Source organism: Xanthomonas sp. NCPPB 3959, from assembly GCF_056675575.1.
Genome location: NZ_JBWWVR010000012.1, coordinates 56,605 through 82,146 on the forward strand (window position 1 = coordinate 56,605; position 25,542 = coordinate 82,146).

At 64.7% G+C, this 25,542-nt stretch carries 18 protein-coding genes; 8 read left to right on the top strand and 10 right to left on the bottom strand.

Going from position 1 to position 25,542, the window contains the following annotated elements; translation table 11 throughout:
* Positions 1-78: 78 nt before the first annotated feature.
* Positions 79-1,398 carry an MFS transporter gene (locus AC1KVG_RS14945; protein WP_481094906.1) on the top strand — a complete coding sequence of 440 codons (1,320 nt, stop codon included), beginning with the start codon at positions 79-81 and terminating at the stop codon, positions 1,396-1,398.
* Positions 1,399-1,471: 73 nt separating this feature from the next.
* On the opposite strand, the gene AC1KVG_RS14950 is transcribed toward AC1KVG_RS14945, so the two are convergent.
* The 4 genes from AC1KVG_RS14950 to AC1KVG_RS14965 form a co-directional block, all read right to left on the bottom strand.
* Complete coding sequence (locus tag AC1KVG_RS14950) at positions 1,472-2,503, bottom strand: LacI family DNA-binding transcriptional regulator (RefSeq protein ID WP_481094907.1); 1,032 nt, start codon at positions 2,501-2,503, stop codon at positions 1,472-1,474.
* A 238-nt stretch (positions 2,504-2,741) separates the two neighbouring features.
* Positions 2,742-3,482: an acetoacetyl-CoA reductase gene (gene phbB / locus AC1KVG_RS14955; RefSeq protein ID WP_023905067.1), complete on the bottom strand. Its 741-nt coding sequence runs from the start codon at positions 3,480-3,482 to the stop codon at positions 2,742-2,744.
* Between the two features lie 120 nt (positions 3,483-3,602).
* Positions 3,603-4,931, bottom strand: a complete 1,329-nt coding sequence (locus tag AC1KVG_RS14960) for a CitMHS family transporter (RefSeq protein WP_115040946.1) — start codon at positions 4,929-4,931, stop codon at positions 3,603-3,605.
* Positions 4,932-5,045: 114 nt separating this feature from the next.
* Positions 5,046-6,239: an OprO/OprP family phosphate-selective porin gene (locus AC1KVG_RS14965; protein WP_043889429.1), complete on the bottom strand. Its 1,194-nt coding sequence runs from the start codon at positions 6,237-6,239 to the stop codon at positions 5,046-5,048.
* A 254-nt stretch (positions 6,240-6,493) separates the two neighbouring features.
* On the opposite strand from AC1KVG_RS14965, the gene AC1KVG_RS14970 reads away from it, so the two are divergent.
* From AC1KVG_RS14970 to AC1KVG_RS14985, 4 genes are all read left to right on the top strand, one after another.
* Complete coding sequence (locus AC1KVG_RS14970; protein ID WP_104549768.1) at positions 6,494-7,195, top strand: response regulator; 702 nt, start codon at positions 6,494-6,496, stop codon at positions 7,193-7,195.
* On the top strand, positions 7,188-8,573 hold the full coding sequence (locus AC1KVG_RS14975; protein ID WP_481094908.1) for a sensor histidine kinase N-terminal domain-containing protein: 1,386 nt from the start codon (positions 7,188-7,190) through the stop codon (positions 8,571-8,573). Before AC1KVG_RS14970 ends, AC1KVG_RS14975 begins: the two co-directional genes overlap by 8 nt.
* A complete protein-coding gene (locus AC1KVG_RS14980) occupies positions 8,573-9,622 on the top strand; it encodes an ABC transporter substrate-binding protein (RefSeq protein WP_046932869.1) in 1,050 nt (349 codons plus the stop codon). The genes AC1KVG_RS14975 and AC1KVG_RS14980 overlap by 1 nt, the downstream gene beginning before the upstream one ends.
* 179 nt (positions 9,623-9,801) lie before the next feature.
* On the top strand, positions 9,802-10,440 hold the full coding sequence (locus tag AC1KVG_RS14985; protein ID WP_024938967.1) for a response regulator: 639 nt from the start codon (positions 9,802-9,804) through the stop codon (positions 10,438-10,440).
* 114 nt (positions 10,441-10,554) lie between these two features.
* Here the strand turns inward: AC1KVG_RS14985 and AC1KVG_RS14990 are convergent, their stop codons facing one another.
* Complete coding sequence (locus tag AC1KVG_RS14990) at positions 10,555-12,675, bottom strand: TonB-dependent receptor (RefSeq protein ID WP_481094909.1); 2,121 nt, start codon at positions 12,673-12,675, stop codon at positions 10,555-10,557.
* A 361-nt stretch (positions 12,676-13,036) separates the two neighbouring features.
* Between AC1KVG_RS14990 and AC1KVG_RS14995 the strand changes: the two genes are divergently transcribed.
* Entirely contained in the window at positions 13,037-13,939 is a 903-nt protein-coding gene (locus AC1KVG_RS14995; protein WP_481094910.1) for a LysR family transcriptional regulator, read from the top strand.
* Here the strand turns inward: AC1KVG_RS14995 and AC1KVG_RS15000 are convergent.
* The 5 genes from AC1KVG_RS15000 to AC1KVG_RS15020 all read right to left on the bottom strand — a co-directional run bounded on the left by AC1KVG_RS15000 (position 13,931) and on the right by AC1KVG_RS15020 (position 21,283).
* Entirely contained in the window at positions 13,931-14,698 is a 768-nt protein-coding gene (locus AC1KVG_RS15000) for a substrate-binding domain-containing protein (protein WP_481094911.1), read from the bottom strand. The two genes, AC1KVG_RS14995 and AC1KVG_RS15000, sit on opposite strands and share 9 nt — an antisense overlap.
* 8 nt (positions 14,699-14,706) lie before the next feature.
* Positions 14,707-16,056, bottom strand: a complete 1,350-nt coding sequence (gene tcuC, locus AC1KVG_RS15005) for a tricarballylate/proton symporter TcuC (protein WP_481094912.1) — start codon at positions 16,054-16,056, stop codon at positions 14,707-14,709.
* Positions 16,057-16,269: 213 nt separating this feature from the next.
* Positions 16,270-17,190: a DUF1460 domain-containing protein gene (locus AC1KVG_RS15010; RefSeq protein WP_481094913.1), complete on the bottom strand. Its 921-nt coding sequence runs from the start codon at positions 17,188-17,190 to the stop codon at positions 16,270-16,272.
* Between the two features lie 34 nt (positions 17,191-17,224).
* Entirely contained in the window at positions 17,225-19,870 is a 2,646-nt protein-coding gene (locus AC1KVG_RS15015; protein ID WP_481094914.1) for a hybrid sensor histidine kinase/response regulator, read from the bottom strand.
* 240 nt (positions 19,871-20,110) lie between these two features.
* Positions 20,111-21,283 (bottom strand): OprO/OprP family phosphate-selective porin, encoded by a 1,173-nt coding sequence (locus AC1KVG_RS15020; RefSeq protein ID WP_043889421.1) that lies wholly within the window; start codon positions 21,281-21,283, stop codon positions 20,111-20,113.
* 286 nt (positions 21,284-21,569) lie between these two features.
* On the opposite strand from AC1KVG_RS15020, the gene AC1KVG_RS15025 reads away from it, so the two are divergent.
* Positions 21,570-22,916: a dicarboxylate/amino acid:cation symporter gene (locus AC1KVG_RS15025; protein WP_023905049.1), complete on the top strand. Its 1,347-nt coding sequence runs from the start codon at positions 21,570-21,572 to the stop codon at positions 22,914-22,916.
* Between the two features lie 199 nt (positions 22,917-23,115).
* The gene (locus AC1KVG_RS15030; RefSeq protein WP_104549774.1) at positions 23,116-25,425 is read left to right on the top strand and encodes an NADP-dependent malic enzyme; all 2,310 of its coding nucleotides are present in this window, start codon (positions 23,116-23,118) and stop codon (positions 25,423-25,425) included.
* The last annotated feature ends 117 nt before the right edge of the window (positions 25,426-25,542 follow it).

Consider the following 25,542-nt stretch of genomic DNA (forward strand, 5'->3'; position numbering starts at 1 on the left):
CGTTACAATCGATTGCATAAGCGTCAGCGTACAGTGCGCTGCGGCCACCGATCGCCGCACCCAAGCTCAGGATCTTGTATGTCGTCGAATGCTCCACCGCTTTCCTTCCTGCGCATCCTGGCGCTCAACGCCGGCTTTTTTGGCGTGCAATACAGCTTCGGGTTGCAGCAGAGCAATATGAGCCCGATCTACAACTATCTGGGTGCCGACCACGCCAGCCTGCCGTACCTGTGGCTGGCCGGGCCGATCACCGGGCTGGTGCTGCAGCCGTTCGTGGGCGCGTGGAGCGACCGCTCGGTGACCCGCTGGGGCCGGCGCATGCCGTACATGGTGCTGGGGGCGCTGGTGTGCAGCCTCTGCCTGCTGGCGATGCCGTTCAGTACCGCGTTGTGGATGGCGGTGTGCCTGCTGTGGATCCTGGATGCGGCCAACAACGTGGCGATGGAGCCGTACCGTGCCCTGGTCAGCGATGTGCTGGCTCCGCCGCAGCGGCCGCTTGGCTATCTCACGCAAAGCGCATTCACCGGTCTTGCGCAGACGCTGGCCTATCTCACCCCACCGTTACTGGTGTGGCTGGGCATGAATCAGGACGCCGCCAATGCGCACCATATTCCCTACGTCACCATCGCTGCGTTCGTGATTGGCGCGGGATTTTCTGCCGCCTCGATCCTGCTCACCGCGCGCAGCGTGCGCGAGCCGGCGATCGCGCCGGCCGAGATTGCCCGCATGCGCCAGAGCGGTGCAGGGTTGGGCGCGACGGTGCGCGAAATCTACGGTGCCTTGCGTGCGATGCCGCCCACCATGCGCCAGCTCGCACCGGTGATGCTGTTCCAGTGGTACGGGATTTTTTGCTACTGGCAATACATCGTGCTGTCGTTGTCGACCACGTTGTTCGGCACCACCGAAGCCAACTCGCACGGCTTCCGTGAGGCGGGGCTGGTCAACGGGCAGATCGGTGGCTTCTACAATTTCATCGCGTTTCTGGCGGCGTTTGCGATGGTGCCGGTGGTGCGCCGCTTCGGCCCGAAATACACGCATGCGGCCTGCCTGGTCGCGGCCGGGATCGGCATGTGGGTGTTGCCGGGCATCCAGGACCGTTGGCTGATGCTGCTGCCGATGATCGGCATTGGCCTGGCCTGGGCCAGCATGATGGGCAACCCGTATCTGATGCTGGCCGACAGCATTCCGCCCGAGCGCACCGGTGTGTACATGGGCCTGTTCAATCTGTTCATCGTGCTGCCGATGCTGATCCAGATCGTCACCTTGCCGCTGTATTACGAGCGGCTGTTGCACGGTGACCCGCGCAACGTGATCCGTCTTGCCGGCGCGCTGATGTTGGCTGCAGCGGTGGCGATGTTGTGCGTGCGTCTGCGCAAGCCGCGTGCCGCAGTGGAGTAGCGGTTGTTGCAGTCGTCAGCTAACACGTCGGGATAGCTGACGATCTGCGAATCCCCAATCCCCAATCCCCGCTTCAAGCCGACTCGCGCACCACCAGCTTCACCGCCATTTCCACCGACTCCACTGATTCGCCGGCGATCAGCGCCAACAGCCGATCCACCAGCAGGCGTGCCGCAAGCCCCAAGTCCTGCCGCACCGTGGTCAGTGGCGGCTGGCTGTAGGCGGCCAGCGGGATGTCGTCGAAGCCCACCAGCGAAATATCCTGCGGCACACGATGGCCGGCTTCGACCAGGGCGCGAATCGCACCGACTGCGATCACATCGGAGGCCGCGAACAGCCCGTCCGGTGGGTCGGTCTTCTTGAGCATCGCGCGGGTGAGGCGGTAGGCGTCTTCGCTGAGGAAGTGGCTGCGCGCATGCAGGCGCGTGTCGAATTCCAGCCCGTGCTGCTCAAGTGCATGCCGATACCCGGCAAAGCGCGGTGCGACCTCGGGCAGTTTGTCGTCGCCCAGAAAGGCGATGCGGCGCCGGCCGCTGGCGATCAGATGTTCGGTGGCAAGCGCGCCGCCCTGAAAGTTGTCGCTGCCCACGCTGATGTACGACTGCCCTTCGATCTTGCTGCCCCACACCGCCATCGGCAGACCGTCGCGCGCGGCGGCATCGAGCGCATCGTGTTCGGAGCTTTGTCCGAGCACGATCACGCCATCGGAGCGGCTGCCGCGGGCGAGTTGTTCCACCCATCCATCCTGATGCCGATCCAGCTTGGACAGCAGCATGCTGTAGCCGCGTCCGGTGAGTTCTTCGGCCAGCAACGCCAGCATGGTCATCATGAAGGGATCGGATAACGGCTGATCGAGTGCATGCATCATCGGCACTGCCACGCTCACGGTGTTTGAGCGTTTGGCGCGCAGGCTGCGTGCGATCGGATCGACCTGATAGCCGGCATCGGCGGCAATCTGTTTGATGTAGGCGCGTGTGCGCTCGGCCACCACCGGGCTGCCGGCGAGTGCGCGCGACACGGTGGATTCGGACACGCCCGCCATGCGGGCGATATCGGCCATCTGCGGGCGGGCGCCCGGCGTTGCGCGTTCTGAAGGTTTGACCATGACAACGTGCTGCGGAAAACCAGAGTGTAATCAGTTCGCGCAGCAGGCGGGTTACTCATCGCAGTGGCGGTTGCTTGCGGGTGATGACCCACTGCAAGCACGCACATCGGTGCAAGCGCACACCCTGCAGCGTGTGCTTGCCACTCGCCAGGCATGACGCTTCACAGTGGCCGACAAAACGTAGCGTGCGCCGGCCGCGCCCACCTGGCGGTGAGCGCAGTAGTTTTGATGACCTCGCTTAGCCCATGTAGAGGCCGCCGTTGACGGCATAGTCCGCACCGGTCACGTAGGCGGCCTCATCGGAAGCCAGCCATGCGCACAAACCTGCGACCTCTGCAGGTTTGCCGAGCCTGCGCACCGGCACCGAGGTGGCCAGGCGGTCGAGCACGTCGGGCGGAAAGCTGCTGATCGAGGCACTGGCGATATAGCCCGGTGAAATGGTGTTGACGGTGACGCCGCGCGAGGCAACCTCTTGCGCCAACGCGCGACTGAAGCCATGCATTGCCGCTTTGGCTGTGGCGAAATTGATCTGCCCGATCTGGCCCTTGTGCGCGCTGACCGAGCCGATATTGACGATGCGTCCCCAGCCGCGCGACGTCATGCCATCGACCACCTGCTTGGTGATGTTGAACAACGAGTGCAGGTTGCTGGCGATCACCGCGTTCCAGTCGTCGCGCGTCATTTGCCGGAACAAGGTGTCGCGGCTACCGCCGGCGTTGTTGACCAGCACATCGATCTCGCCGACCTCGGCCTTGACCTTGGCGAACGCGGCCACGGTGGAATCCCAATCGGCGGCATTGCCCTCGGAGGCAACGAACTCGAAGCCTTGTTCGCGCTGCTCACGCAACCACGAGGTCTTGCGCGGTGAATTGGGTCCGCAACCGGCGACCACGGTATGCCCGCTGCGCGCCAGCTTCTGGCAGATCGCGGTGCCCACACTGCCCATGCCGCTGGTGACGTATGCGATGCGAAGTGTCATTGGTGTAACTCCTTCGGAGTTGGGATTCGGGATTGGGGATGATGGGATTCGCAACAGCGGGCATTGGTTCGCTCTGGCTTTAGCGAATCCCCAATCCCGAATGCCGAATCCCTGCGCTGATCAGCGCGCCAACGGAAACAAGCCAAACAACAAGCCGCCCGCCAACATCAGCATCGAAATCAACACCGCCCACTTCAGCGTGAAGCGTTGATGGTCGGCAAAATCCACCTTGGCCAGGCCGACCAGCAGATAGGTCGAAGGCACCAACGGGCTGAGCAGATGCACCGGTTGACCGGCGAGCGAGGCGCGGGCCATTTCCACCGGGGTGATGCCGTAGTGGCCGGCCGCTTCGGACAGGATCGGCAGCACGCCGAAGTAGAACGCGTCGTTGGACATGAAGAACGTAAACGGCATGCTGACGATTGCGGTGATCACCGCTAGATACGGGCCCCAGCTATCCGGGATCACCGCCAGGAAGCTGCGCGACATCGCTTCGACCATGCCGGTGTTGGACAGGATGCCGGTGAAGATGCCGGCGGCAAAAATCAGCGACACCACCGACAGCACATTGCCGGCGTGATTGACCAGCCGGCGGCGCTGCTCGGCCAGGTTGGGGTAGTTGATCATCAGCGCCAGCGCAAAGCCGATCATGAACAGCACCGGCATCGGCAGCACGCCGACCACCAGTGCTGCCATCAGCGCCAGGGTCAGGATCAGGTTCACCCACAGCAGCTTGGGCCGCTTCATGTCCTCGGTGTCTTCCACGCGCGGCAACGCGTCGTTTTCCTCGGGCAGGCTGGTGTCCAGCCAGTTGCCGTCGGCCGGCAAACGCACCACGCCCAGGCGGCGACGTTCGCGCATGCCCAACAGCCAGGCCAGCGCGATGATGCCGGCGATTGCCATCGCCATCGCCGGGACCAGCGGCACGAACACATCGGCCGGATCCACATGCAAGGCGGTAGCGGCGCGTGCAGTGGGGCCGCCCCACGGGGTCAGATTCATCACACCGCTGGCCAGGATAGTCACGCAGGTGAGGTTGAGCGCGTTCATGCCCAGGCGCTGATACAGCGGCAGCATCGCCGACACGGTGATCATGTAGGTGGTGGAGCCATCGCCATCGAGCGAGATCAGCATCGCCAGGATCGCCGTGCCCATCACGATCTTCAGCGGGTCGCCCTTGACCAGGCGCAGGATGCGCCCGACCAGCGGATCGAATAGCCCGGCATCGATCATCACCCCGAAGTAGAGGATGGCGAACATCAGCATCACGCCGGTGGGCGCGATCTTCTTGATGCCGTCGAGCATCATCTCGTTGATGCCGGTGCCGAAGCCGCCCAGCAACGCGAACACGATCGGCACCGTGATCAGAGCCACCAGCGGCGACAACCGCTTGCTCATGATCAGGTACATGAAGGTGATCACCATTCCGAAACCGAGCGCGGTCAGCATGCGGGAAAATCCTTTGAGACGTGCAACAGGGAGAGGGTGGAGCGTGCGCATGCAGCGCGGAAGCGATGACGCGTTTGCAGTTGCCTGAAATCTGGCGCGGTCACGAACGACACATCAGAAGTCGTATTGAAAACGGCCGGTCACTGCCAGCGTGTGATCGACCACCGCATCGACCATGCGGTCGCGGTTGCGGCTGTCGATCACGTTGAGCATCACGCGCAGGTTCGGCTTGAAATACCAGTTGCCGCCCAGCGTCCACGACTGCGTGCTGGCATCGATGAAATTGGGTTGGCCATCCATGTGCTGGTCGCCGCGCATGTAGTCGTAGCGCAAGGCCAGCTCGAATGCGCCGGACGGGCGATTGGGCGTCTTGATGCGGCTGAAACGCCCGGTCTTGCGGTCGTAGCCGCGCGACTCGCCGGTGACGAACCAGCTGACCAGGCCGTAGCTGGCCAACACCTTGGCATGTTGTCCGCCATCGTCGAGCAGGCCGCCGCTGAATTCGCTCTGCCACGACCACGGGCCCAGCACTTCGGCGTATTCCAGCGACCATTTGTCGAAATCGGTGTCGCGGCCATCGGCAAAGCGCGCCAGCGTAATGCGGCTGTTGTTGGCCAGATCGTTCTCCGGACGTGGACGGATCAGCAACGGCGCCGCACCGCCGCTGCCCGGATGCGAATAGCGCTCGTGCGCCAGCGACACACCCAGGTGGCGCAGCCGCGCCTCGCCCATCTCCGGTGCGAAGGTCAGGCGCGTGCCGAGCGCACCGCCCTTGGTGGACGAATTGTCGATGCTTTCCAGGCTGTAGGCCGCCGTTGACCAGGTCGCATCGGGGCGATTGGCCTGCCACGAAATCGCCTTGCGATAGATCGGCGCCAGCGTGGTGGAGGCATAGCCGCGTTCCAGAAACGGGCCGTAGTTGGAACCGGTGCGATCGTCCAGCGAGAAGTACTGTTTGAACTGACCCACGGTCAGCGTACCGGCGGAAAACTTCTTGGCGATATACACATCGCGCGCCAGGATGCCGCGGCTGCCGGATTCGTATTGCAGGCCGGCAAATTCCGCTTCGGCCTTGTAATTGAAACCGTAGAACTTGCCCGCCACATCCAGCCACACGCGGCGGAACTGGGTGTCGTTGCGCTCGGGCGTGCCGCGTTCGTCATTGTCGAACATGGTGAAGTCCCAGTGCACGCGCCCACCCACCTCGGCGGTGACCGGGCCGTCGCCATCGGCCGCGCGGGCAGCCGGTGCCAGGCAGATCGCGGCGCAGGCGGTAAAGACGCGCAGACGCAAGGTGTCGTTGCTCACAGACCCTCCCAGGTACATGTGTGAATCATGTTCAGCGATGCACCGCACAACCACTCTGCGGCGCGTTGGCAGCAGCCTAGTCCGGCGAAGCTGTCATGGACCTGTCGTTGGGGAGGGGATTGGGGAGTCGGGATTGGGGATTGGCAAAACCTGAATCGCAACAGCGGCAAGCTTTTGTTTGCGCGGCCTGTTACCTTCCGGCCGCGGCCAACCGCCGTTGCGAATCCCCAATCCCGCCTCCCCAATCCCCGCCCATGCGCCTGCTGCTAGTCGAAGACAACGCCGACCTCGCCGATGCCATCGTGCGGCGCATGCGCCGTAGCGGGCATGCGGTGGATTGGCAGGCCGATGGCCTGGCGGCGGCGAGTGTGTTGCGCTATCAGAGCTTCGATCTGGTGGTGCTGGATATCGGCTTGCCCAAGCTGGATGGATTGCGGGTGCTGGCCGGCATGCGCGAGCGCGGCGATACCACACCGGTGCTGATGCTCACCGCGCGCGATGGCATCGAAGACCGCGTGCAGGCACTGGATGTCGGCGCGGACGATTACCTGGGCAAGCCGTTCGACTTCCGCGAGTTCGAAGCGCGCTGTCGCGTGCTGCTGCGGCGTAATCGCGGTCAGGCCAGCGAAGTGGTGCAGATCGGCGGTTTCGTGTTCGACAACGCCGCGCACACGCTACTGCTGGACGGGGTGCCGATCGAGTTACCGAATCGCGAATACCGCTTGTTCGAAATCCTGATCGGGCGGCTGGGGCAGGTGGTGGGCAAGGACGAGATCGGCAACGGTTTGTTCGGTTTCGACGACGATGCCGGGCCCAATGCGATCGAGCTGTATGTCGGCCGCCTGCGGCGCAAGCTGGCGGGGGCGCCGTTGCGCATCGTCACCGTACGCGGTGCCGGCTACAAACTCGAAGAAGCCGACCCGCACGCGCCGGTGGAGCCGGGTGTCGATGGCTGAGCCGCTGACGGTGGCGCCGTCGATCCGGCGCACCTTGCTGCTGTATCTGGGCAGCCTGTCGCTGCTCGGCGCGGTGGTGCTGTTTTTTGCCGCACGCGATTACGGCGAGCGTGCGGCCAATCGCTCCTACGACCATCTGCTGGTGTCCTCGGCACTGTCGATCATCGACAGCGTGGCCTTGGTCGGCGGCGACTGGCAGGTGGATCTGCCATATGCCTCGCTGGATCTGCTCGGCATGGCGCCGGAAGACCGCGTGTTCTATCGCGTGTTCGATGCGCAAGGTCGCACCATCACCGGCGAAGAGAATTTGCCGCTGCCGCCACGCCCGCCCAGCGACGAGCGCCCGCTGTTGTTCGACGCCGACTACAGCGGCGAGCCGGTGCGCTTTGCGGTGGTGATGCATCGGGTGGCATCGGCGTCCGGGCAGGGCGAAGTGCGCGTGCAAGTGGGCCAGACCCGGCGCGCGCGCGATGCGCTGGCGCGCGATGTGGTGCTCAATGCCTTGGTGGCGATCGGCGTGCTGTCGCTGCTAGCGTTGGGCCTGGTGTGGCTGGGCGTGTATCGCGCGTTGCGCCCGCTGCAGCGCATCGAGCGCGATCTGTCGCGGCGCGAGCCCTCCGATCTGAAACCGCTGAGCGTGCCGGCACCGCAGGAAATGCAGTTGATGGTGACAGCACTCAATCGCTTCATGGCGCGGCTGTCGTCCAGCAACGAAACCTTGCGCGCGTTCATGGCCGAAGCCGCGCACCAGATGCGCACGCCCCTGGCTGCATTACGCGCGCAGGCGCAGCTGGCGATGGACGACGACGACCCGCGCGAGATGCAGCGCAGCCTGGTGGCGATCGAGCGCAATGCCAGCCATATGAGCCGGCTGCTCAATCAATTGCTCAGCGATGCCAGCGTGATCCATCGCGCCAATCTGCAGCGCTTTGCCACCGTGGATCTGGCCGAGGTCTTGCACCAGGCCTTGCACGAAGCGCTACCGCGTAGCGACAGTGCGCCGCGCGTGCACCTGGCGATCGACCCGCAACCGGCGCTGTTGCATGGCGATGCCTTGCTGTTGCGCGAGGCGCTCAAGAACCTGATCGACAACGCCTGCAAGTACGGTGGCGGCGCGCCATTGCAGGTGGCGCTTACCAGCGATGGCAGCCACCACGTCATCACCATCGCCGATCACGGCCCCGGCATTCCAGCAGCCGAAGCCGAGCGCGTGTTCGAGCGTTTCGCGCGCGGGCCGGATGCGCCGGCCGGCGGTGCGGGGCTGGGGCTGGCGATCGTCAAACGCGTGGTCGAGGCGCATGGCGGGCGCATCGATCTGGCCAACCGCGTCGGCGGCGGGCTGATCGCCTCGTTGCATTTTCCTGGAGGGACACGCTGATGCGCGTGCTGTTGCTGATGGTGGTGTTGCTGGCACATGGCATCGCCTGCGCCGCGCCCGGCGATGTACGGCGGTTTCCCGCGCAGGGGCCGATGCAGGCGCAATTGCGCGTGCAGGGCTCCACCGATCTGGAAGTGTTCGGCGCGGTCATCCAGGACTACCAGCGCCTGCATCCGGGCACCGAGGTGATCTACGAAGACGTGATCGCCTGGGACATCTATGCGCGCTATCTGCATCCGGGCAAGGCCACACCCGCCGCCGACATGCTGATCAGCGCCAGCATGGATCTGCAGACCAAGCTGGTGAACGATGGTCACGCGCTCGCGCACCGCTCCGCACAGACCGAAGCGCTGCCGGCGTGGGCGCAGTGGCGGCACGAGGTGTTCGGCATCAGCTACGAGCCGGTGGCCATCGTCTACAACACGCGCAAACTGGCCGCCGCACGCGTACCGCGCACGCGCAGACAGCTGCTGGCCCTGTTGCGCGCGCCCGATGCGCCGCTGCGCGGCCGGGTGGGTACCTACGATGTCGAGCGCAGCGGCGTGGGCTATCTGTTCGCCACCCAGGACGGGCAGGTCGGCAGTATCGCCGGCGCGCTGCTGGCCGCGTTGGGCGCGAACCAGGTCAGGCTGGAAGAACGCACCGGCACCTTGCTCGACCGCGTCAGCCGCGGCGAGCTCCTGCTGGCCTACAACGTACTGGGCTCGTACGCGCAGACGCGCATCGATGCCGGCGCGCCGCTGGGCATCGTGCAGCCGCAGGACTACACGCTGGTGGCGCTGCGCACCGCAGTGATCCCCAAGACCGCGCCGCATGCGCCCGAGGCACGCAGATTCCTCGACTATCTGCTCTCGCCACGCGGCCAGCAGGTGCTCTCGCGCGAGGCGCGATTGATGCCGATCCTGCCGGCCGCCGGTGGCCGTGGCGGCTCGGCGCAACCGCCGTTCCGCCCGATCCCGCTGGGGCCCGGCCTGCTGGTGTATCTGGACAAACTCAAGCGCCGGCAGTTTCTGGACGCCTGGCGCGCCAGCACGCAGCCGCCGCGCTAGCGCGAGCAATAACGAGCGGCGATACGCGCTGCGTGACCGCCAGGGGTGCATGTGCGGGAGCTGGAATCGGCGGTCGCCACGCATGCGCCCCCGGCGGCGCGCCGCCCTGACACGCGCGCCGCCGGGGTGGTGGACGCTCGGGGACGGAAACAGACACGTCCATGTGCCAGACTTGGCGCATGGCCGATCTCACCATCCTCGTCGCCGACGACCACCCGCTGTTCCGTGCCGCCGTGATCCACGTGCTGCAGCAGACCTTGCCGCAGGCCGATGTGGTGGAAGCCTCCAGCGCCGCCACGCTGAGCGCGATGCTGCGCTCGCACCCGCAAGCCGAGCTGGTGCTACTGGACCTGGCTATGCCGGGCGCACGCGGCTTCTCGGCGCTGTTGCACGTGCGTGGCGAGCACCCGGACATCCCGGTGGTGGTGATCTCCTCCAACGATCACCCGCGCGTGATCCGGCGCGCGCAGCAATTCGGCGCGGCCGGTTTCATTCCCAAATCCACCCCGGCCGAATCGATCGGCACCGCGGTGGCCAGCGTGCTGGAGGGCGGCACCTGGTTCCCGCCGATGACCGCCGAGCGCTCGGAGGCCGACGCGCAACTGGCCTCCAAACTCGCCCAGCTCACCCCGCAACAGTTCCGCGTCTTGCTGAGCCTGGCCGACGGCCTGCTCAACAAGCAGATCGCACACGAACTTGGACTGGCGGAAAACACCGTCAAGGTGCACGTCACCGCGATCCTGAAAAAGCTGGATTGCTACAGCCGCACGCAGGCGGCGGTACTGGTCAAGGCATTGGAGCCGGAAGGCGAGGGCTGAGCGGATCGCTTCAGTCGCGCCTCTGGAGCGGCCACGCATTCACCGCGTTCGCGGCAGCACGCTTGCGCAGACCTACCGCGCGCAAGCGTGCACCCAGATGATCGACCTGCGCGATTAAAAATTCAGCGAATACCCCAGCGTAAACGTACGGCCACGGCCGGCGAAGTAGCGCAGCGGTTCGACCAGGGCCGATTGCGAGTAGTAGGTGATGTACTGCTTGTCGAACAGATTGGACACACCCATGCGCACCGCACCGCGCGGCAACGCGTAGTTGAAGGTCGCATCCACCAGCGTGTAGCCGCTGAAGCGCTTGTCGGCCTCGTCGAAGGATTGGCTGAAGGCATGCTGGGCCTGCACGAACGAGGAGAACTTCAGCGTCCATTGCGCCGACCACGAGGCGATCACGCGATTGGGCGCCACGTTGAGGCCATCCAGGCGTGCATCCAGCTGCCCATCGTTGTCGCTGTCGTAGCGGCCACGCGTGTACGCGTACGACAGGCGCAGGCGATGCGCCGCATCCAGGCGATACCCCAGGCTGGCGTCCACACCCTGCACGCGGGTTTTCTCGCGGCTCATCATGAAGGCGCCATTGATCGGAACCACGCGCGTGCCCAGATCCGAGTTGGACTGGAAGTAGCTCAGGTCCGCATCGAAGGCGCCGCGCGTTAGGCGGGTGCCGGCTTCCACGCTCTTGGTCAGGATCGGTTCCAGCGTGCTCAGGTTGGCCACGCGCGTGCCCGGCGTATTGATCGCGCGCAGCACGCGGCCCACGTCCGGCATGCCGAAGCCTTCGGAATAGCTGGTGAAAAAGCTCACGCCTTCGATCGGCGTGTAGACCAGGCCAGCGTTGTAGAGGGTCTGGTTGAAGTCGAGCGTGCCGCCTTCGACATCGACCCGGTTGTAGCGCCACAGCGTCTGATAGCTGTCGATCTTCAACTCGGCTTCTTCGCGGCGCACGCCGGCGTGCAAGGTGAGCGTGGGCAGCAGCTTGTATTCGCCCTGCACGAACAGCGACAGATTGCGATAGTCCGACTCGGGCACGTAGGTGCGCCCGGTGCCGTAGAGATCCTGCTTGCCGGTATCTGCCAGCAGGTCGACGCCGCCGGTGAGCTTGAGCCGGCCGTCGAGCAGATCGTCCTTGGTCAGGCTGATCTTGCTGCCCCACTTGGAGGCGACCGAACGCGATTGGTCGTACAGCGTGCCAACCGGTGCGATACGCGGGTCCTGAAACGTGGACGAGTTGTCGGCACCGAACAACCCTTCGAATTCCTGGTTGAACACCATCGCGCTCAGCTGCATGCCGGCCAGATCGTCATGGGTGTACGACAGGCTGGAGGTCAGCACGTCGTTCCACGGCGCGGTGCCTTGCGGGGTGCCGCGCACCGAGGTGGTGGGCAGGCCTTGCGCACGGTTGCCGGCGATACCGATGTAGTCGTTGTCATTCTTGATGCGGTAGCGGTTGACGCTCACGCTCAGGCGCTGCGCATCGGTGAGCGCGTAGCCGAGCTTGGCCAGTACGTCGTAGCTCTTGGAGGTCATCAGGTCGCCCTGGGTGTTGTCGGCACCGATCGGCCGGCCTTGTCCGTCCACATACAGTCCTTGATCGCTGTAGCTGGCCGAGAACAGGTAATCGAGCTTGTCCGTGCGGCCGTCCACGCGGTAGCGGGTCTCAACGCTTGCGGTTTCTGCACGCGTTTCCGAGGTGGGCGCGGTGGCCTGCACATCGACGTGCTGGTTGAGCTCACCGTCCTGCGGACGCCGGGTGATGATGTTGATGGTGCCGCCGGTGGCGCCCAGGCCGTTGATCGCGTTGGCGCCCTGGATCACTTCGATCCGCTCGACCATCGCATAGTCGATGGTGTGCGCTTCGCGCCCGGTGGGGCGGATCGGATTGGACTGCGGCACGCCGTCGATCAGGATCAACGGCGTGCGCCCGCGCAGCGTTTCGCCGCTGCCATTCATCTTGCCGCGGCTGGGCGTGTACGAGGGAATCAGGTTGGCGAGCACGTCGGAAGAGTTGCTGGAGATCGTCAGCTGTTGCTGGATCTGCGCCTTGTCGATGATCAGCACCGTCTGCGGCGACTCGGCCACGGTCATGTTGGAGCGCGAGGCGGCAACCACCACCGTATCCAGCGTATCGGTGACATCCGATTGTGCGGACGCGGTGGCAGAGGCGAGCAGGCAGAGCGAGGCAAGCAGCGGCATACCGGCCGATGCGGAGACGGGAGATTTCATCAGGCAAGGAACTCCAAAACGCGGCGGCACGCGTGCAAGACACGCAAGCCGGGGCGAAAGTGACGATCAAATGGGAATCATTATCGATATTCTAGCAGGCGCGGGCGCCACGGCGTCCGGCATACCGCTCTGCTGCGAGCATGCGACTGCACGCCCTGGCAGCATCGTTACGCTGCCGGAGCACTGCGATGCGAGTGCAGGCGGTCGCTGTGCTCAGCAGCGTGTGGACGCCTAGCTCGACGACGTTCTGCACGCACGCTGCAAGCCGTGCGCGATGCGTCTGCCCGGTCATGCTCGCGCAGCAAAGCAGGCAACTGTCTATGCTATGCCGACCGCCATCGAACATCGCAGCTGCGGCCCCGTGACCATCAAATTCGACCTCAACGATCTACAGGCATTCCGCGCGGTTGCCGAAAACGGCAGCTTTCGCCGCGCCGCCGAACAGATACGGATCACGCAGCCGGCGCTCAGCCGCAGGATCGACAAACTCGAGTCGGCGTTGAACGTCAAGTTGTTCGAGCGTACGACGCGCAAGGTGGCGCTCACCACGGTCGGCCAGGCTTTCATGCCGCAGGTCGAGCGCATGCTCGACGATCTGGATCTGGCGTTGATGAGCATCGGCGATGCCGGATCGAGCAGGATGGGCACGGTGACCGTGGCGTGCGTGCCGTCTGCGGCGTACTACTTCATGCCGCAGGCGATTCACGGGCTGCATCAGCTGTTTCCGAAAATCCGCATCCGACTGTTCGACGGCAGCGCCAGTCATGTCAGTGCGGCAGTGGCCTCCGGCGAAGCGGATTTCGGCGTCAGCTTCAGCGGCAACCTAGCACCGGAAGTCGAGTTCGAGCCGTTGCTGCAGGAGCGCTATGTAATCGCATGCCGCCACGACCATCCCTTGTCCCGGCGCGAACAGGTCAGCTGGCAGGAGGCTTATGGCCACGACTACATCACGCTGGACAAGACTTCGGGCAATCGGCTGGTGCTCGATCGGGCGCTGTCTGCCTTTACGCCTGAGCAGCCGAGCATCTGCGAAACCCGCCATGTCACCACCTTGCTGGGGCTGGTGGAAGCAGGCGTCGGCATTGCCGCGGTTCCTTCGATCGCAATGCCGTCCAGCCCGCATCCGTTGCTGGCGGCGGTGCCGCTGGTCGAACCGGAGGTGGTGCGTAATGTCGGGATGCTCAAACGCCGTGGACGCACGCTGACACCTGCCGCGCTAGAACTGGCTGCACTGGTGCGACGGATGCCCGCGCGCTCACGGTGAGACCGGATCCAGCCCGGTCGCACGCGCGACCGCTTGCGCCTCACGCGACTGCAGGTAGGCAAGCAGGCGCTTGGCCGCTTGCGGATGCGCCGCAGTGACCGGCACACCCGCCGCATAGCGCGTGACCGACTGCAGCGGCTCGGGGATCTTGCCGACAAAATCCACGCCTGCCACCGGAAGCAGTTCGGCCACTTGCTGAAAGCCGAGCTGGTAGCTGTTGTTGGCCACCACCGCGCCCACCGGGATGCGCTCGATCTTGCGGCTCTTGGCCATCATCGGGCCTTCGATCTGCAGCCGCTTGAACAGCGTGGTCTCGATGTAGACGCCACTGGCGCTGTCGGAGTAGGCGACGGAATCGGCCTGCAGCAACGCCTTCTTGAACTGTGCGACGTTGCCGATCTTCGGCTTGCGTGCGCCGCTGCGCACCACCATGCCGATCCTGGAATCGGCCAGCTCCACCCGCGATGCGGGGTCCACCACTCCTGCATCGATCAGCTTCTGCAGCGCACTGCCCACCATGATCACCACATCGGCATGCTCGCCGCGGGCGAGCCGGCTGGGAATGGATTGCGGCGTCTGGCCCATCGAAGGGCCGTGCAGCGTCTCGAGCGTCGTGCCGGTCTGCGTGCTGTACTGCGGCGCCAGGCATTCGAAGGCGGCAGTGAAGCCGCCCGAGGTCATCACGGTCAGATCCTGCGCGCCTGCGGTAGGCGGCAGCAGGGCAATGGCGACAACTGCACCCAGCCATTTTTTCCACACGGCCCGTATCATTTCGCCGCTCCCGCAGCAGCATCGAGGCCGGTCGCTGTCGCTGCGTTGCCATGGCGTCGGTAGAGAAACAGCGTTGCCAACAGCGCGCACACGGACGCAAACACCAGCCAGTAGCCAGGGGCGGCCTTGTCGCCGGTGACATGGATCAACCAGGTGGACATCACCGGCGTAAAGCCGCCAAAGACCGCCGTGGCCAGGCTGTAGGCGAGCGAAAATCCCGCCACCCGTACATGCGCCGGCATGAGCTCGGTGAGCGCAGGAATCATGGCGCCGTTGTAGATGCCGTAGATGAAGGACAGCCACAGCAGCGCCTGCAACATGTGCGCAAAACTCGGTGCGGCGGCCAGGAACGCGAGTACCGGATACGCGCTCAGTAAGCACACCACCGCCATGGTCACCAGCAGCGGTTTGCGGCCGAACCGGTCGCTGAGCGCACCGCCGATCGGCAGCCAGATGAAGTTGGAGATGCCGACCAGCAGCGTCACGATCAATGCGTCGCCGGTGCTGAGTTTGAGCACGCTCTTGCCGAAGGTCGGTGCGTAGACGGTGATCAGATAAAACGCGGTCGTGGTCAGCGCCACCATCAACCCGCCGGCGATCACGGTGCCGGCATTGTTGGCCAGCCCGCGCATCACCTGCTGCATCGTGACGCGCTGCGTGCGCTGCGCGAACGCCGCAGTCTCTTCCAGGCTGCGTCGCAGCAAGAAGATGAAGGGGATGATGACGCAACCGATGGCAAAGGGAATCCGCCAGCCCCATTGCGCCAGATCCTGCGGCGCCATGAGCTGGTTGAGCGCATACCCGATGGCTGCCGCAGCGACGATGGCCACCTGCTGGCTGGCCGATTGCCAACTCGCATAGAAGCCGCGCCGCCCCGGCGTCGCCATCTCGGCCAGATACACCGACACGCCGCCCATTTCGGCACCCGCCGAAAAGCCTTGCAGCAACCGCCCGAGCAATACCAAGGCCGGCGCCCACAAACCGATGCTGGCATAGCCGGGCACCAGCACGATCAGGACGGTGCCGCTGGCCATGATTGCCAGGGTGACGATCAGGCCCTTGCGGCGGCCCACATCATCGATATACGCGCCCAGGATCACTGCACCCAGTGGACGCATCAGAAAGCCTGCGCCAAACACCGCGAAAGTCATCATCAACGAAGCGAATTCGTTGTTTGCCGGGAAGAACACCGCGGCGATCTGCGTTGCGTAGAAACCGAACAGGAAAAAGTCGAACTGCTCAAGAAAGTTGCCCGAGGTCACCCTCAGCACCATTCCCAGTTTCGACTGCCCCTTTGCCTCAAGGCTGGAAGTCTGCATAAATCGCCCTCCACGACAGGTATGCATGTGCGGAACATCTGAGGCGATCGATTCTGGTGGAGATGGCCGATGTTGATAATTGCTGCTTTCTCATCGACTGATGCAGGTTGAACATCAGCACGCACTGCAGCGGTGCTCGGCTCCCACGCGCGTCGATGCGGCAGGCGCGGCGCGTGCGCCAGCTGCGGCCAGAGATGCCGCCGGGCGCTGGCGCTTATCGAGCCTGGCAGTGGTGCGTGGTTACTTCTTGGCCCGATAGACAATGATGCCCGGTGTTCTCGCGACATACTCCATGAACGGAGAGTCCACGACTTTCATGTTTTCCTTGCGGGACGAGGCGTTGCGTAGCATCGGACCCTTGTCGGTCATGATGAAAAACCCGACGTGGGTGACGTCCAGCCCGGCCAGGGGCGTGTAGATGCCGATGTAGTCACCGGTACGCAACCGGCTGACAACCGTGCTGTCGACGCGTTCGGTGGGAATGTAAGTGATGGTCCGGTCAACTACCGGCAGTCCTGGAAGATAATTGCTGCCGTCGGCTTTTCGGTTGAGCGCTTTGGTGACGCTGACAGTATTGGGGCTGACCACTGCGGTGATATCGGTGGCGAGCTCGTACGGTCTGTTGGCCCAATCGGTGAAGAAATGCTTGCGATGGGTAAAGCTGACAATGCCCTCGACGTAGCGGGTAAGTACCAGGTGATTGACGAAATCCTGCTGTGAGTAGGACTTTCGCGCCGCCTCGACGTAATCCAGATAAGTGAAGCAGTCCAATCCGGTGAAGTCGATGATCAGTTTCTCTGGCGTGGTGGCCGAGCCCTGCAAGACATGGTCGCGGTAGGGCGTGCCTAGAAATTCTGCCGAGATCGCGTCGATCAGGTGGCCCGGGCTTAATCCCCTATGGTTTGAGGCCTGATCCAGCACGGCATTCAATTTATTGACCGTGTAGGGATCCATGGTCGCGCGCGATGGCGACGCTGGCTGCGTGACGCCGGAGGACGTTTCCGCCTGCGCTGGAAATCCCCCTGCGCAGCTCGCAAAGAGCAGTGACATCAGCAGCGGTAGCGTTGTCTTGAACATCGCATTTCCAGCTTTCGGGGGCAGGCTGCAATGGTCGAGCAGATTATGAGTCGCTGCACCAGCGATCACGAAGCCGTGCTGCACGATCCGAACGTGGCATGTGTGGCCACGTGCAGCATCACCCACGCCGCAGTAACATCTGTGTCACCAGCGCACGCAGTGCCGGCGGGCGCACTGGCTTGGACAACAATCCCCAGCCCAGGTCCAGCGCATGCTCGCGCAGCGCGGGATCGGGTTCTGCGGTGACTAAAATTACGCGCGGTTCGCGTTGCCAGCGTTGCACCAACTGTGGCAGCAAGATGGGGCCGTAGTGCTCGCCCATGCGCACGTCCAGCAACAGCAGTTCCGGCACCTCGTCGGCGTTGGCGGCGGCCAATGCATCGTCGGGGCCACCGGCAAAATCCACCCGGCATTCCCAGCGTTCGAGCAGGACGCGCGTGGCTTCGCACACGCGTGGCTCGTCGTCCACGCACCAGACGCGGCAGCCGTGCAGAATCGGGTCGTTGGCGTTTTCTGCAGTGGTGGTGGGCGGCGGCAATTGCTTGGCGATGGCGGCACGCTCGCCCAGCGGCAGCGTTACCGAAAATACGCTGCCGCTCCCCAGCGTGGAATGCAGGCCGATGCGGTGACCGAGCAGGCGGCCGATGCGCTCGACGATGGCAAGCCCCAGACCGGCGCCGCGATCGTTGGCGACGCCGTCGTCCAGGCGGCGGAATTCTTCGAAGATTTCATGCTGCAGTGTTTCGGGAATGCCGGGTCCTTGATCGTGCACTTCGATGCGCAGCCAGCCGCCACGGCGACGACAGCCGATCAGCACCCGCCCACGCGGGGTGTAGCGGATGGCATTGGAGAGAAAGTTCTGCAGGATGCGCCGCAGCAGGTTTTCATCGCTCAACACCACCGCCGAGGTGGGCACCCAATCCAGCACCAGGCCGCGGTCTTCGGCCAGGATCCCGAACTCGCGTGCCAGCGTTTCCAGCAGCGGGGCAATGGCGAAATCGCGCACCTGGGTTTTCAGGCTGCCCGCTTCCAGGCGCGAGATGTCCAGCAGGCTGTTGAGGATGGCGTCCTGCGCGGCCAGCGCGCCTTCGATGTTGTCGACCACGCGCGCGCTGCCGGTCTCGCGCACTTGCCCGCGCAACACCGAGACGAACATGCGCGCGGCGTTGAGCGGCTGCAGCAGGTCGTGCACGGCCGAGGCGACGAAGCGGGTCTTGTAGCGATTGGCGCTCTCGGCCTCGCGCTTGGCGGCGGCCAGATCGCGGGTGCGTTCGGCCACGCGGTGTTCCAGCGCGTCGGCCAACGAGCGCAGTTCGCGCGCGGCGTTCTTGTAGCTGGTGATGTCGGCGTAACTGGTGACGAAGCCGCCATCGGGCAGCGGATTGCCGCGGATTTCCAGCACCGTGCCGTCTTCCTTCTCGCTCTCGCGCATATGCGGTTTGCCGCTGCGCAAGTGGTTCAAGCGACGCTCGATCGCCGCTTCGATCGGTCCGGGACCGAGCAGGCCGCGGCGTGCGTTGAAGCGGAACAGGTCTTCGATCGGGCGGCCGATCTTGAGCAACTCGGGCGGGAAGCGGAACAGCTCGACATAGCGCGAATTCCACGCCACCAGATTGAGCGCATCGTCGATCACCACCACGCCTTGCGGCAGGTGTTCCAGGCTGCGGCTCAAGCCGGCATTGGCCTGCTGCGCGGCGGTGACCACGCCATCCTGGGCGGTGCGCAGTTCTTCGGCGTGTTGTTGCAGCAGTGTTTCCAGTTCGTCCCTGCTGCGCTGACGCAAAGCCGCCAGCCGCCGCCGTTGCTGCACGAACAACCACAGCAAGGCCAGTGCCAGCCATGCACCGGCGGCGGCAATCGCAGCGGCGCGGCCGGCCGCCGCGCTGGCGCGGGTGTCGTGCAGCAGATGCAGGCGCCAGCCGCTTTCGGGCACTTCCAGGGTCTGCCACAGCACCGGGCCGGCGAGCACTGGCTCGCGCACCTCGGCCAATACGCCACCGTTGCCGGTCTGCTCGATCAGCCGGCGCTGCAACGGCAGCAATCCCTGGTCGGCGTACTGGCGGGTGCTCTGCAATTCGCTGCGATCGCGCAGGCTCAACGGTGCCAGCATGCGATAGCGCCACTCGGGGCGGCTGGCCAGAAACACCACGTCGTGCGCATCGGAGGCCAGCACGATGTCCGGGGTCTGCAGCCATTCGCGTTCCAGTGCGGCCAGCGCGATCTTGATCACCACCACGCCCTGCACCTGGCCGGCAGAGTCGACGATGGCCTGCGAGAGGAAATACCCTGGCTCGCTGGTGGTCATGCCGATGCCGTAGAAGCTGCCGCTGCCGGTGGCCAGTGCCTGCTGGTAATAAGGGCGGAACGCGTAGTCCACGCCCACATTGCTGCGCGGCGCGCGCCAGTTGCTGGCCGCCAACGCGATACCACTGCGGTCGATCACCGTCAGCGTGGACGATTGGGTGACGTTGTTGGCGCGTTCGAGTTTGTCGTTGAGCTGTTCCACCTGCGCGGCCGACAACGGCCCGGACACCGCAGCGCGCAGCTCCGGGTCCAGCGCCAGAATCTGCGGCAAGGTGCGATAACGATCGATACGCTGCTGCAAGGCCTGGGCATACAGCCGCAGCTGACGCCGCACGGTGGCGCTTTCGTCGCGCAAGGCGTTCTGCTCGACAAAATGCCCGGCCGCGAACATGGCCACCAACATGCCGCCCAATACGATGGACAGCGTGAAGAGCAGGCGGCGGCGTTGCGAGGCGTACATGCGGCAAGTATGGCGGTGCGCTGGTACATCGTGCAGCTATCGCCGCGGATATCCGCACCCACGACCGCCGCGCATGATCACCAAACAAGCCCCCGACAAACGACTACGGCCGCAGCCTGGGAAGGATGCGGCCGCATAGGCACACACGCTGGTGTGCGTTACAGCATCACTGCGTTGAAGCGGCCAACCAAGGCAACGCGCGGCCCTAACCAGGCCCGCGTTGCCTCTGCTCAACGGCGCTTAAAACTGCACCTGCGCACGCAGTTCCATCACGTGCGGGGTCTCATGCACGCCATTGCGCGAGGAATCCACCCAGCTGTAGTTGGCCTGCATCTTGAAGTGGCTGGTGAGGTACCAGTTGGCACCGATGGTGGTGTCGTGCTGGCGGCCGCCGTGGACGTTGTTGTCTTCCAGATTCAGACGGCTGTAACGGGCGGTCAGCTCGACCGCGCCGTAGTCGTGCGCCGGCTTGATATTGCCCGGGACGCCGCCGGCATAGGTGCGCGACTCGCCGGTCAGCGACCAGGTGCCGTAGAGGTACTGGCCCTGCGCGATGAAGTGCGGCTGGCCGGCATTACGCGCCACTTCGGCACGCAGCGCTTCGCTCTGCAGCGAGAACGGGCCGTGGATCCACACCGCTTCCACGCCGGTGCGGATCACGTGGTCCACATCGAGGATGGTGCCGGTGTCGATCAGACGCACGTCGGTCAGGCCGGCTTCCGGGCGGGCACGCAGGCGCACGCGCGGGCTGAAGGACACGCCGCGGCCGTCGCTGAAACCGCGCGGGTTTTCGACCGAGCCGGCGATGCCCAGATGCAGCACGTCGCCTTCGGCCTTGAACGGGGTCCATGCCGCATGCACGGCCTGGGTGGTGCCCGGGTTGTCGCCCTGCAGATCCTGGCCGCCGTACGCGCCGGCCTGCAGCAGGTACTGCTGACGCTCCAGCGTCCACTCCACACCGGTGCGGCGGCCCTGGAACACCGCCTGCACCGGCAGGCCCAGTTCCATGAAGCTGCCCGCGCGCGAGCTCTGCACCGCTTCCAGACCCACCGGCACCTTCATGTAGCCCAGCCGCACGCGACCGTAATCCTGGCCCAGCAGCGCCTTGGTCTCGAAGCGGAAGAACACGTCCAGCCACAGCTTGGCTTCGAAGTCGAAATACACCATGGCGTCGTAGGCGCCCTTCTTCTTGAGGGTGGCGCCGAATTCCTTGCGGCGGAAGTCGGTGCGGTCTTCCAGGCGGTCGTCGCCGGAGAAGTTGTTGTCGTCGTAGGCGTAGTTGCCGGTCAGACCCAGCTCGGTGCCATCACCGAAGGTGTACTTGGTCGGCCAGTTTTCGATCGAGGTGGCCGCATTGGCGGCAGCGGGCGCGGCGGCGATGGCCAACGCAAGAACGAGCGGATTGAGGCGCATAGGAATGATCTTCGGCAATGAGAAGGGGCCGGGCGTCCTGCCATGGCGGTCGCAATGAACAGCTTCAGCAAGCGCGCAGGTTCCGGGCATCGAACGCACAGGGAATCGTTGTCTGTGTTAAACGAAATTAACGGCCGGCGGTGGCGCCGCTGAAGTGTAAGACGGCGTTCAGCCCGCGGACAGTGCGTAGTACCAATGGGCTATCGGCCCTGGCTGTGACGTGCGGCCAGAATGCGTGCACCGGGTGCCTGCTCAGGCGCCCTCTATGTTCCCTCGGAGTGGTGTCATGCACATCAGCAAGCCTGCCGGCCCGTTGCCGGCGTCCGTCCCCTTCTACCGCCAGTTGTACTTCCAGGTGGTGGTGGCGATCGTCCTGGGCGCCTTGCTCGGCCATTTCGAGCCGGCCTTCGCCGAAAGCCTCAAGCCGCTGGGCGACGCCTTCATCAAGCTGGTGAAGATGATCATCGCCCCGGTGATCTTCCTGACCATCGTCACCGGCATCGCCGGCATGACCCACCTCAAGACGGTGGGCCGGGTGTTCGCCAAGTCGATGGCCTACTTCCTGTTCTTCTCCACGCTGGCGTTGATCGTGGGCATGATCGTGGCGCACGTGGTGCAGCCAGGCGCCGGCATGAACATCAACCCGGCCGAGCTGGATCAGAGCGCGGTCAACACCTACGTGCAGAAATCGCACGAGCTGAGCCTGGTCGGCTTTTTGATGGACATCATCCCGGCCACGCTGATCAGCGCGTTCGTCGATGGCAACATCCTGCAGGTGCTGTTCGTGGCGGTGCTGTTCGGTATCGCGCTGGCCCTGGTCGGCGAGCGCGGCCGCCCGGTGCTGAGCTTTCTGGAAGCGTTGACCGCACCGGTATTCCGCCTGGTGCACATGCTGATGAGGGCCGCGCCGATCGGTGCGTTCGGTGCGATCGCCTTCACCATCGGCAAGTACGGGCTGGAATCGCTGGTCAATCTGGCCTGGCTGGTGGGTTCGTTCTATGTGACCTCGCTGTTCTTCGTGCTGGTGATCCTGGGCATTGTTTGTCGCCTGTGCGGCTTTTCGGTGCTCAAGCTGATCCGCTATCTCAAGGCCGAGCTGCTGCTGGTGCTGGGCACCTCCTCGTCGGAGTCGGCGCTGCCGTCGCTGATGGAAAAGATGGAAAAGGCCGGCTGCGAGAAGTCGGTGGTGGGCCTGGTGGTGCCGACCGGCTATTCGTTCAATCTGGACGGCACCAACATCTACATGACCCTGGCCGCATTGTTCATCGCCCAGGCCACCAATGTGGACCTGACCCTGGGCCAGCAGATCACCTTGCTGGCGGTGGCGATGCTCAGCTCCAAGGGCGCGGCCGGCGTGACCGGTGCCGGCTTCATCACCCTGGCGGCCACGCTGTCGGTGGTGCCGGACGTGCCGGTGGCCGGCATGGCGCTGATCCTGGGCGTGGACCGTTTCATGAGCGAGTGCCGCTCGCTGACCAACTTCATCGGCAATGCCGTGGCAACGGTGGTGGTGTCGCGCTGGGAAAATGCGCTGGACCGCGACCAGTTGAAGCTGGTGCTGGATGGCGGTTCGCCGCCGCTGCAGGCGCCGGTGGCCTCGACCGACGTCGTCGCCCCGATCAGCGCGCGCTGATGCTTCCTGCGGCCCTGTATTCCGCCGGTGATGCCGGCGGGATACAGGGCCGTTTTCGCTTTGAGCCAGACCCCGGCCGCAGTGCACGACGCGCTGCAGCATGCAATCTCCCTGCCGCGCTGACAGCTGCGCGACAGGCCCTTGTTCAGGCAGGAGGGTAGAATTCAGCCCTCCTGCGCCTTCGAGACCCACACAGCCGATGTCCAACGACGACTTCAAACAGGCCGCCCTCGACTACCACCGCCAGCAGCCGGCCGGCAAGATCAAGGTCACCGCGACCAAGCCGATGCTGACCCAGCGCGATCTGTCGCTGGCGTATTCGCCGGGCGTGGCCTTCGCCTGCGAGGCGATCGTCGAAGAACCCACCCAGGCCAGCGAGCTCACCGCGCGCGGCAATCTGGTGGCGGTCATCACCAACGGCACCGCCGTGCTGGGCCTGGGCAACATCGGCCCGCTGGCATCCAAGCCGGTGATGGAAGGCAAGGGCGTGCTGTTCCAGAAGTTCGCCGGCATCGATGTGTTCGACATCGAGATCAACGAAAACGACCCGGACAAGCTGGTGGACATCATCGCCAGCCTGGAGCCGACCTTCGGCGGCATCAATCTGGAAGACATCAAGGCGCCGGAGTGCTTCATCGTCGAGCGCAAGCTGCGCGAGCGCATGAATATCCCGGTGTTCCATGACGACCAGCACGGCACCGCGATCATCGTCGGCGCCGCCGTGCTCAACGCGCTGGTGGTCACCGGCAAGAAGATCGAAGAGGTCAAGCTGGCCACCACCGGCATGGGCGCGGCCGGCATTTCCTGCGTCAACATGCTGGTCTCGCTGGGCCTGAAGCCGGAGAACATCCTGGCGCTGGACCGCGACGGCGTGATCCACACCGGCCGCACCGATCTGGACCCGGACAAGCAGCGTTACGCACGCGACACCGACAAGCGCACCCTGGCCGAAATCGTCGAGGGCGCCGACATCTTCCTGGGCCTGTCGGCGGCCGGCATCCTCAAGCCGGAAATGGTCGCCACGATGGCGCGCCAGCCAGTGATCTTCGCGCTGGCCAATCCCAATCCGGAGATCACCCCGGAAACGGCCAAGGCGGTGCGTCCGGATTGCATCATCGGCACCGGCCGTTCGGACTACCCGAACCAGATCAACAACGTGCTGTGCTTCCCGTACCTGTTCCGCGGCGCGCTGGACGTGGGCGCCACCGGCATCAACGAAGAGATGAAGATCGCCTGCGTCAAGGCGATTGCGGCGATGGCACGGCGCGAGGCCTCCGACCTGGGCGCGGCCTACGGCGGCGAGACCCCGAGTTTCGGCCCGGAATACCTGATTCCGCGTCCGCTGGACCCGCGTCTGCTGGTGGAGCTGTCCTCGGCGGTTGCGCAGGCGGCGATGGATTCGGGCGTGGCCACGCGGCCGATCGACGACATGGAGGCCTACCGCGACAAGCTCGGCCAGTTCGTCTACCGCACCAGCCTGATGATGAAGCCGGTCTACGACCGCGCACGCGCCGACAAGCAGCGCGTGGTGTATGCCGAAGGCGAAGAAGAAGTGGTGCTGCGCGCGGTACAGAACGTGGTCGACGAAGGCCTGGCCTTCCCGATCCTGATCGGCCGCCCGGACGTCATCGAGGCGCGTATCGAACGCATGGGTCTGCGCCTGACCGCCGGGGTGGACTTTGAAATCACCAACATCTACGACGACCCGCGCTTCAACGAGTATTGGCAGTATTACCACGCACTGACCGAACGCCGCGGCGTAACCGTCACTGCCGCCAAGGAGTTGATGCGCTCGCGTCCGACCTTGATTGCCGCAGTGATGGTGGCGCGTGGCGAGGCCGATGCGATGCTGTCCGGCGTGGTCGGTCGCTTCCACAAGAAGCTGGGTTACGCCCGCAGCGTGATTCCGCTGGAACCGCGCGTGAGCTCCACTTCGGCGATGACCGGGGTGATCAACCAGCTGGGTGTGTTCTTCTTCCTGGATACGCATGTGCAGGAAGACCCGACGGTCGAACAAGTGGTGGAAGCCACGTTGCAGGCCGCGTATCGCCTCAAGCTGTTCGGCATCGAGCCCAACATCGCGCTGCTGTCGCACTCCAACTTCGGCAGCCACGATTCGCGCGATGCCTTGAAGATGCGTGCGGTGCGCGAAGCCCTGCTCAAGCGCAAGCCCGAGCTCAACATAGACGGCGAAATGCAGGGCGACACCGCCTGGGACGAAGCGCTGCGCAAGCAGATCATGCCCAACAGCACGCTGAAGGGCCGCGCCAACCTGTTCGTGCTGCCGAACCTGGAAGCGGCCAACATCGCCTACAACCTGGTGCGCGTATTCACCGACGGCGTGGCGATCGGGCCGATCCTGATGGGCATCTCCAAGCCGGTGCACATCCTCACCACCAGCGCCACCTCGCGCCGGGTGATGAACATGACGGCGATTGCGGCGGTGGATGCGCAGATCCGCAAGCAGCGCGATGCGGAAAAGGCGGTAGCCGATAAGGGGAATGGTTGAGAGATCGGTTGCTGATAAAGCAACGATAGGAAAGGCAGCGGCTGAGGCCATGAAAAGCGACGGCTGAGCAAGCAATGCTCGAAAGCCCCTCTCCCCCCGGGAGAGGGGTTGGGGTGA

What these genes read in the sequence shown, in the direction of transcription:
- AC1KVG_RS14945 (WP_481094906.1), top strand. Translation starts at nt 79, where the DNA reads ATGTCGTCGAATGCTCCACCGCTTTCCTTCCTGCGCATCCTGGCGCTC.
- AC1KVG_RS14950 (WP_481094907.1), bottom strand. Translation starts at nt 2,503, where the DNA reads ATGGTCAAACCTTCAGAACGCGCAACGCCGGGCGCCCGCCCGCAGATG.
- phbB (WP_023905067.1), bottom strand. Translation starts at nt 3,482, where the DNA reads ATGACACTTCGCATCGCATACGTCACCAGCGGCATGGGCAGTGTGGGC.
- AC1KVG_RS14960 (WP_115040946.1), bottom strand. Translation starts at nt 4,931, where the DNA reads ATGCTGACCGCGCTCGGTTTCGGAATGGTGATCACCTTCATGTACCTG.
- AC1KVG_RS14970 (WP_104549768.1), top strand. Translation starts at nt 6,494, where the DNA reads ATGCGCCTGCTGCTAGTCGAAGACAACGCCGACCTCGCCGATGCCATC.
- AC1KVG_RS14975 (WP_481094908.1), top strand. Translation starts at nt 7,188, where the DNA reads ATGGCTGAGCCGCTGACGGTGGCGCCGTCGATCCGGCGCACCTTGCTG.
- AC1KVG_RS14980 (WP_046932869.1), top strand. Translation starts at nt 8,573, where the DNA reads ATGCGCGTGCTGTTGCTGATGGTGGTGTTGCTGGCACATGGCATCGCC.
- AC1KVG_RS14985 (WP_024938967.1), top strand. Translation starts at nt 9,802, where the DNA reads ATGGCCGATCTCACCATCCTCGTCGCCGACGACCACCCGCTGTTCCGT.
- AC1KVG_RS14990 (WP_481094909.1), bottom strand. Translation starts at nt 12,675, where the DNA reads ATGAAATCTCCCGTCTCCGCATCGGCCGGTATGCCGCTGCTTGCCTCG.
- tcuC (WP_481094912.1), bottom strand. Translation starts at nt 16,056, where the DNA reads ATGCATACCTGTCGTGGAGGGCGATTTATGCAGACTTCCAGCCTTGAG.
- AC1KVG_RS15015 (WP_481094914.1), bottom strand. Translation starts at nt 19,870, where the DNA reads ATGTACGCCTCGCAACGCCGCCGCCTGCTCTTCACGCTGTCCATCGTA.
- AC1KVG_RS15020 (WP_043889421.1), bottom strand. Translation starts at nt 21,283, where the DNA reads ATGCGCCTCAATCCGCTCGTTCTTGCGTTGGCCATCGCCGCCGCGCCC.
- AC1KVG_RS15025 (WP_023905049.1), top strand. Translation starts at nt 21,570, where the DNA reads ATGCACATCAGCAAGCCTGCCGGCCCGTTGCCGGCGTCCGTCCCCTTC.
- AC1KVG_RS15030 (WP_104549774.1), top strand. Translation starts at nt 23,116, where the DNA reads ATGTCCAACGACGACTTCAAACAGGCCGCCCTCGACTACCACCGCCAG.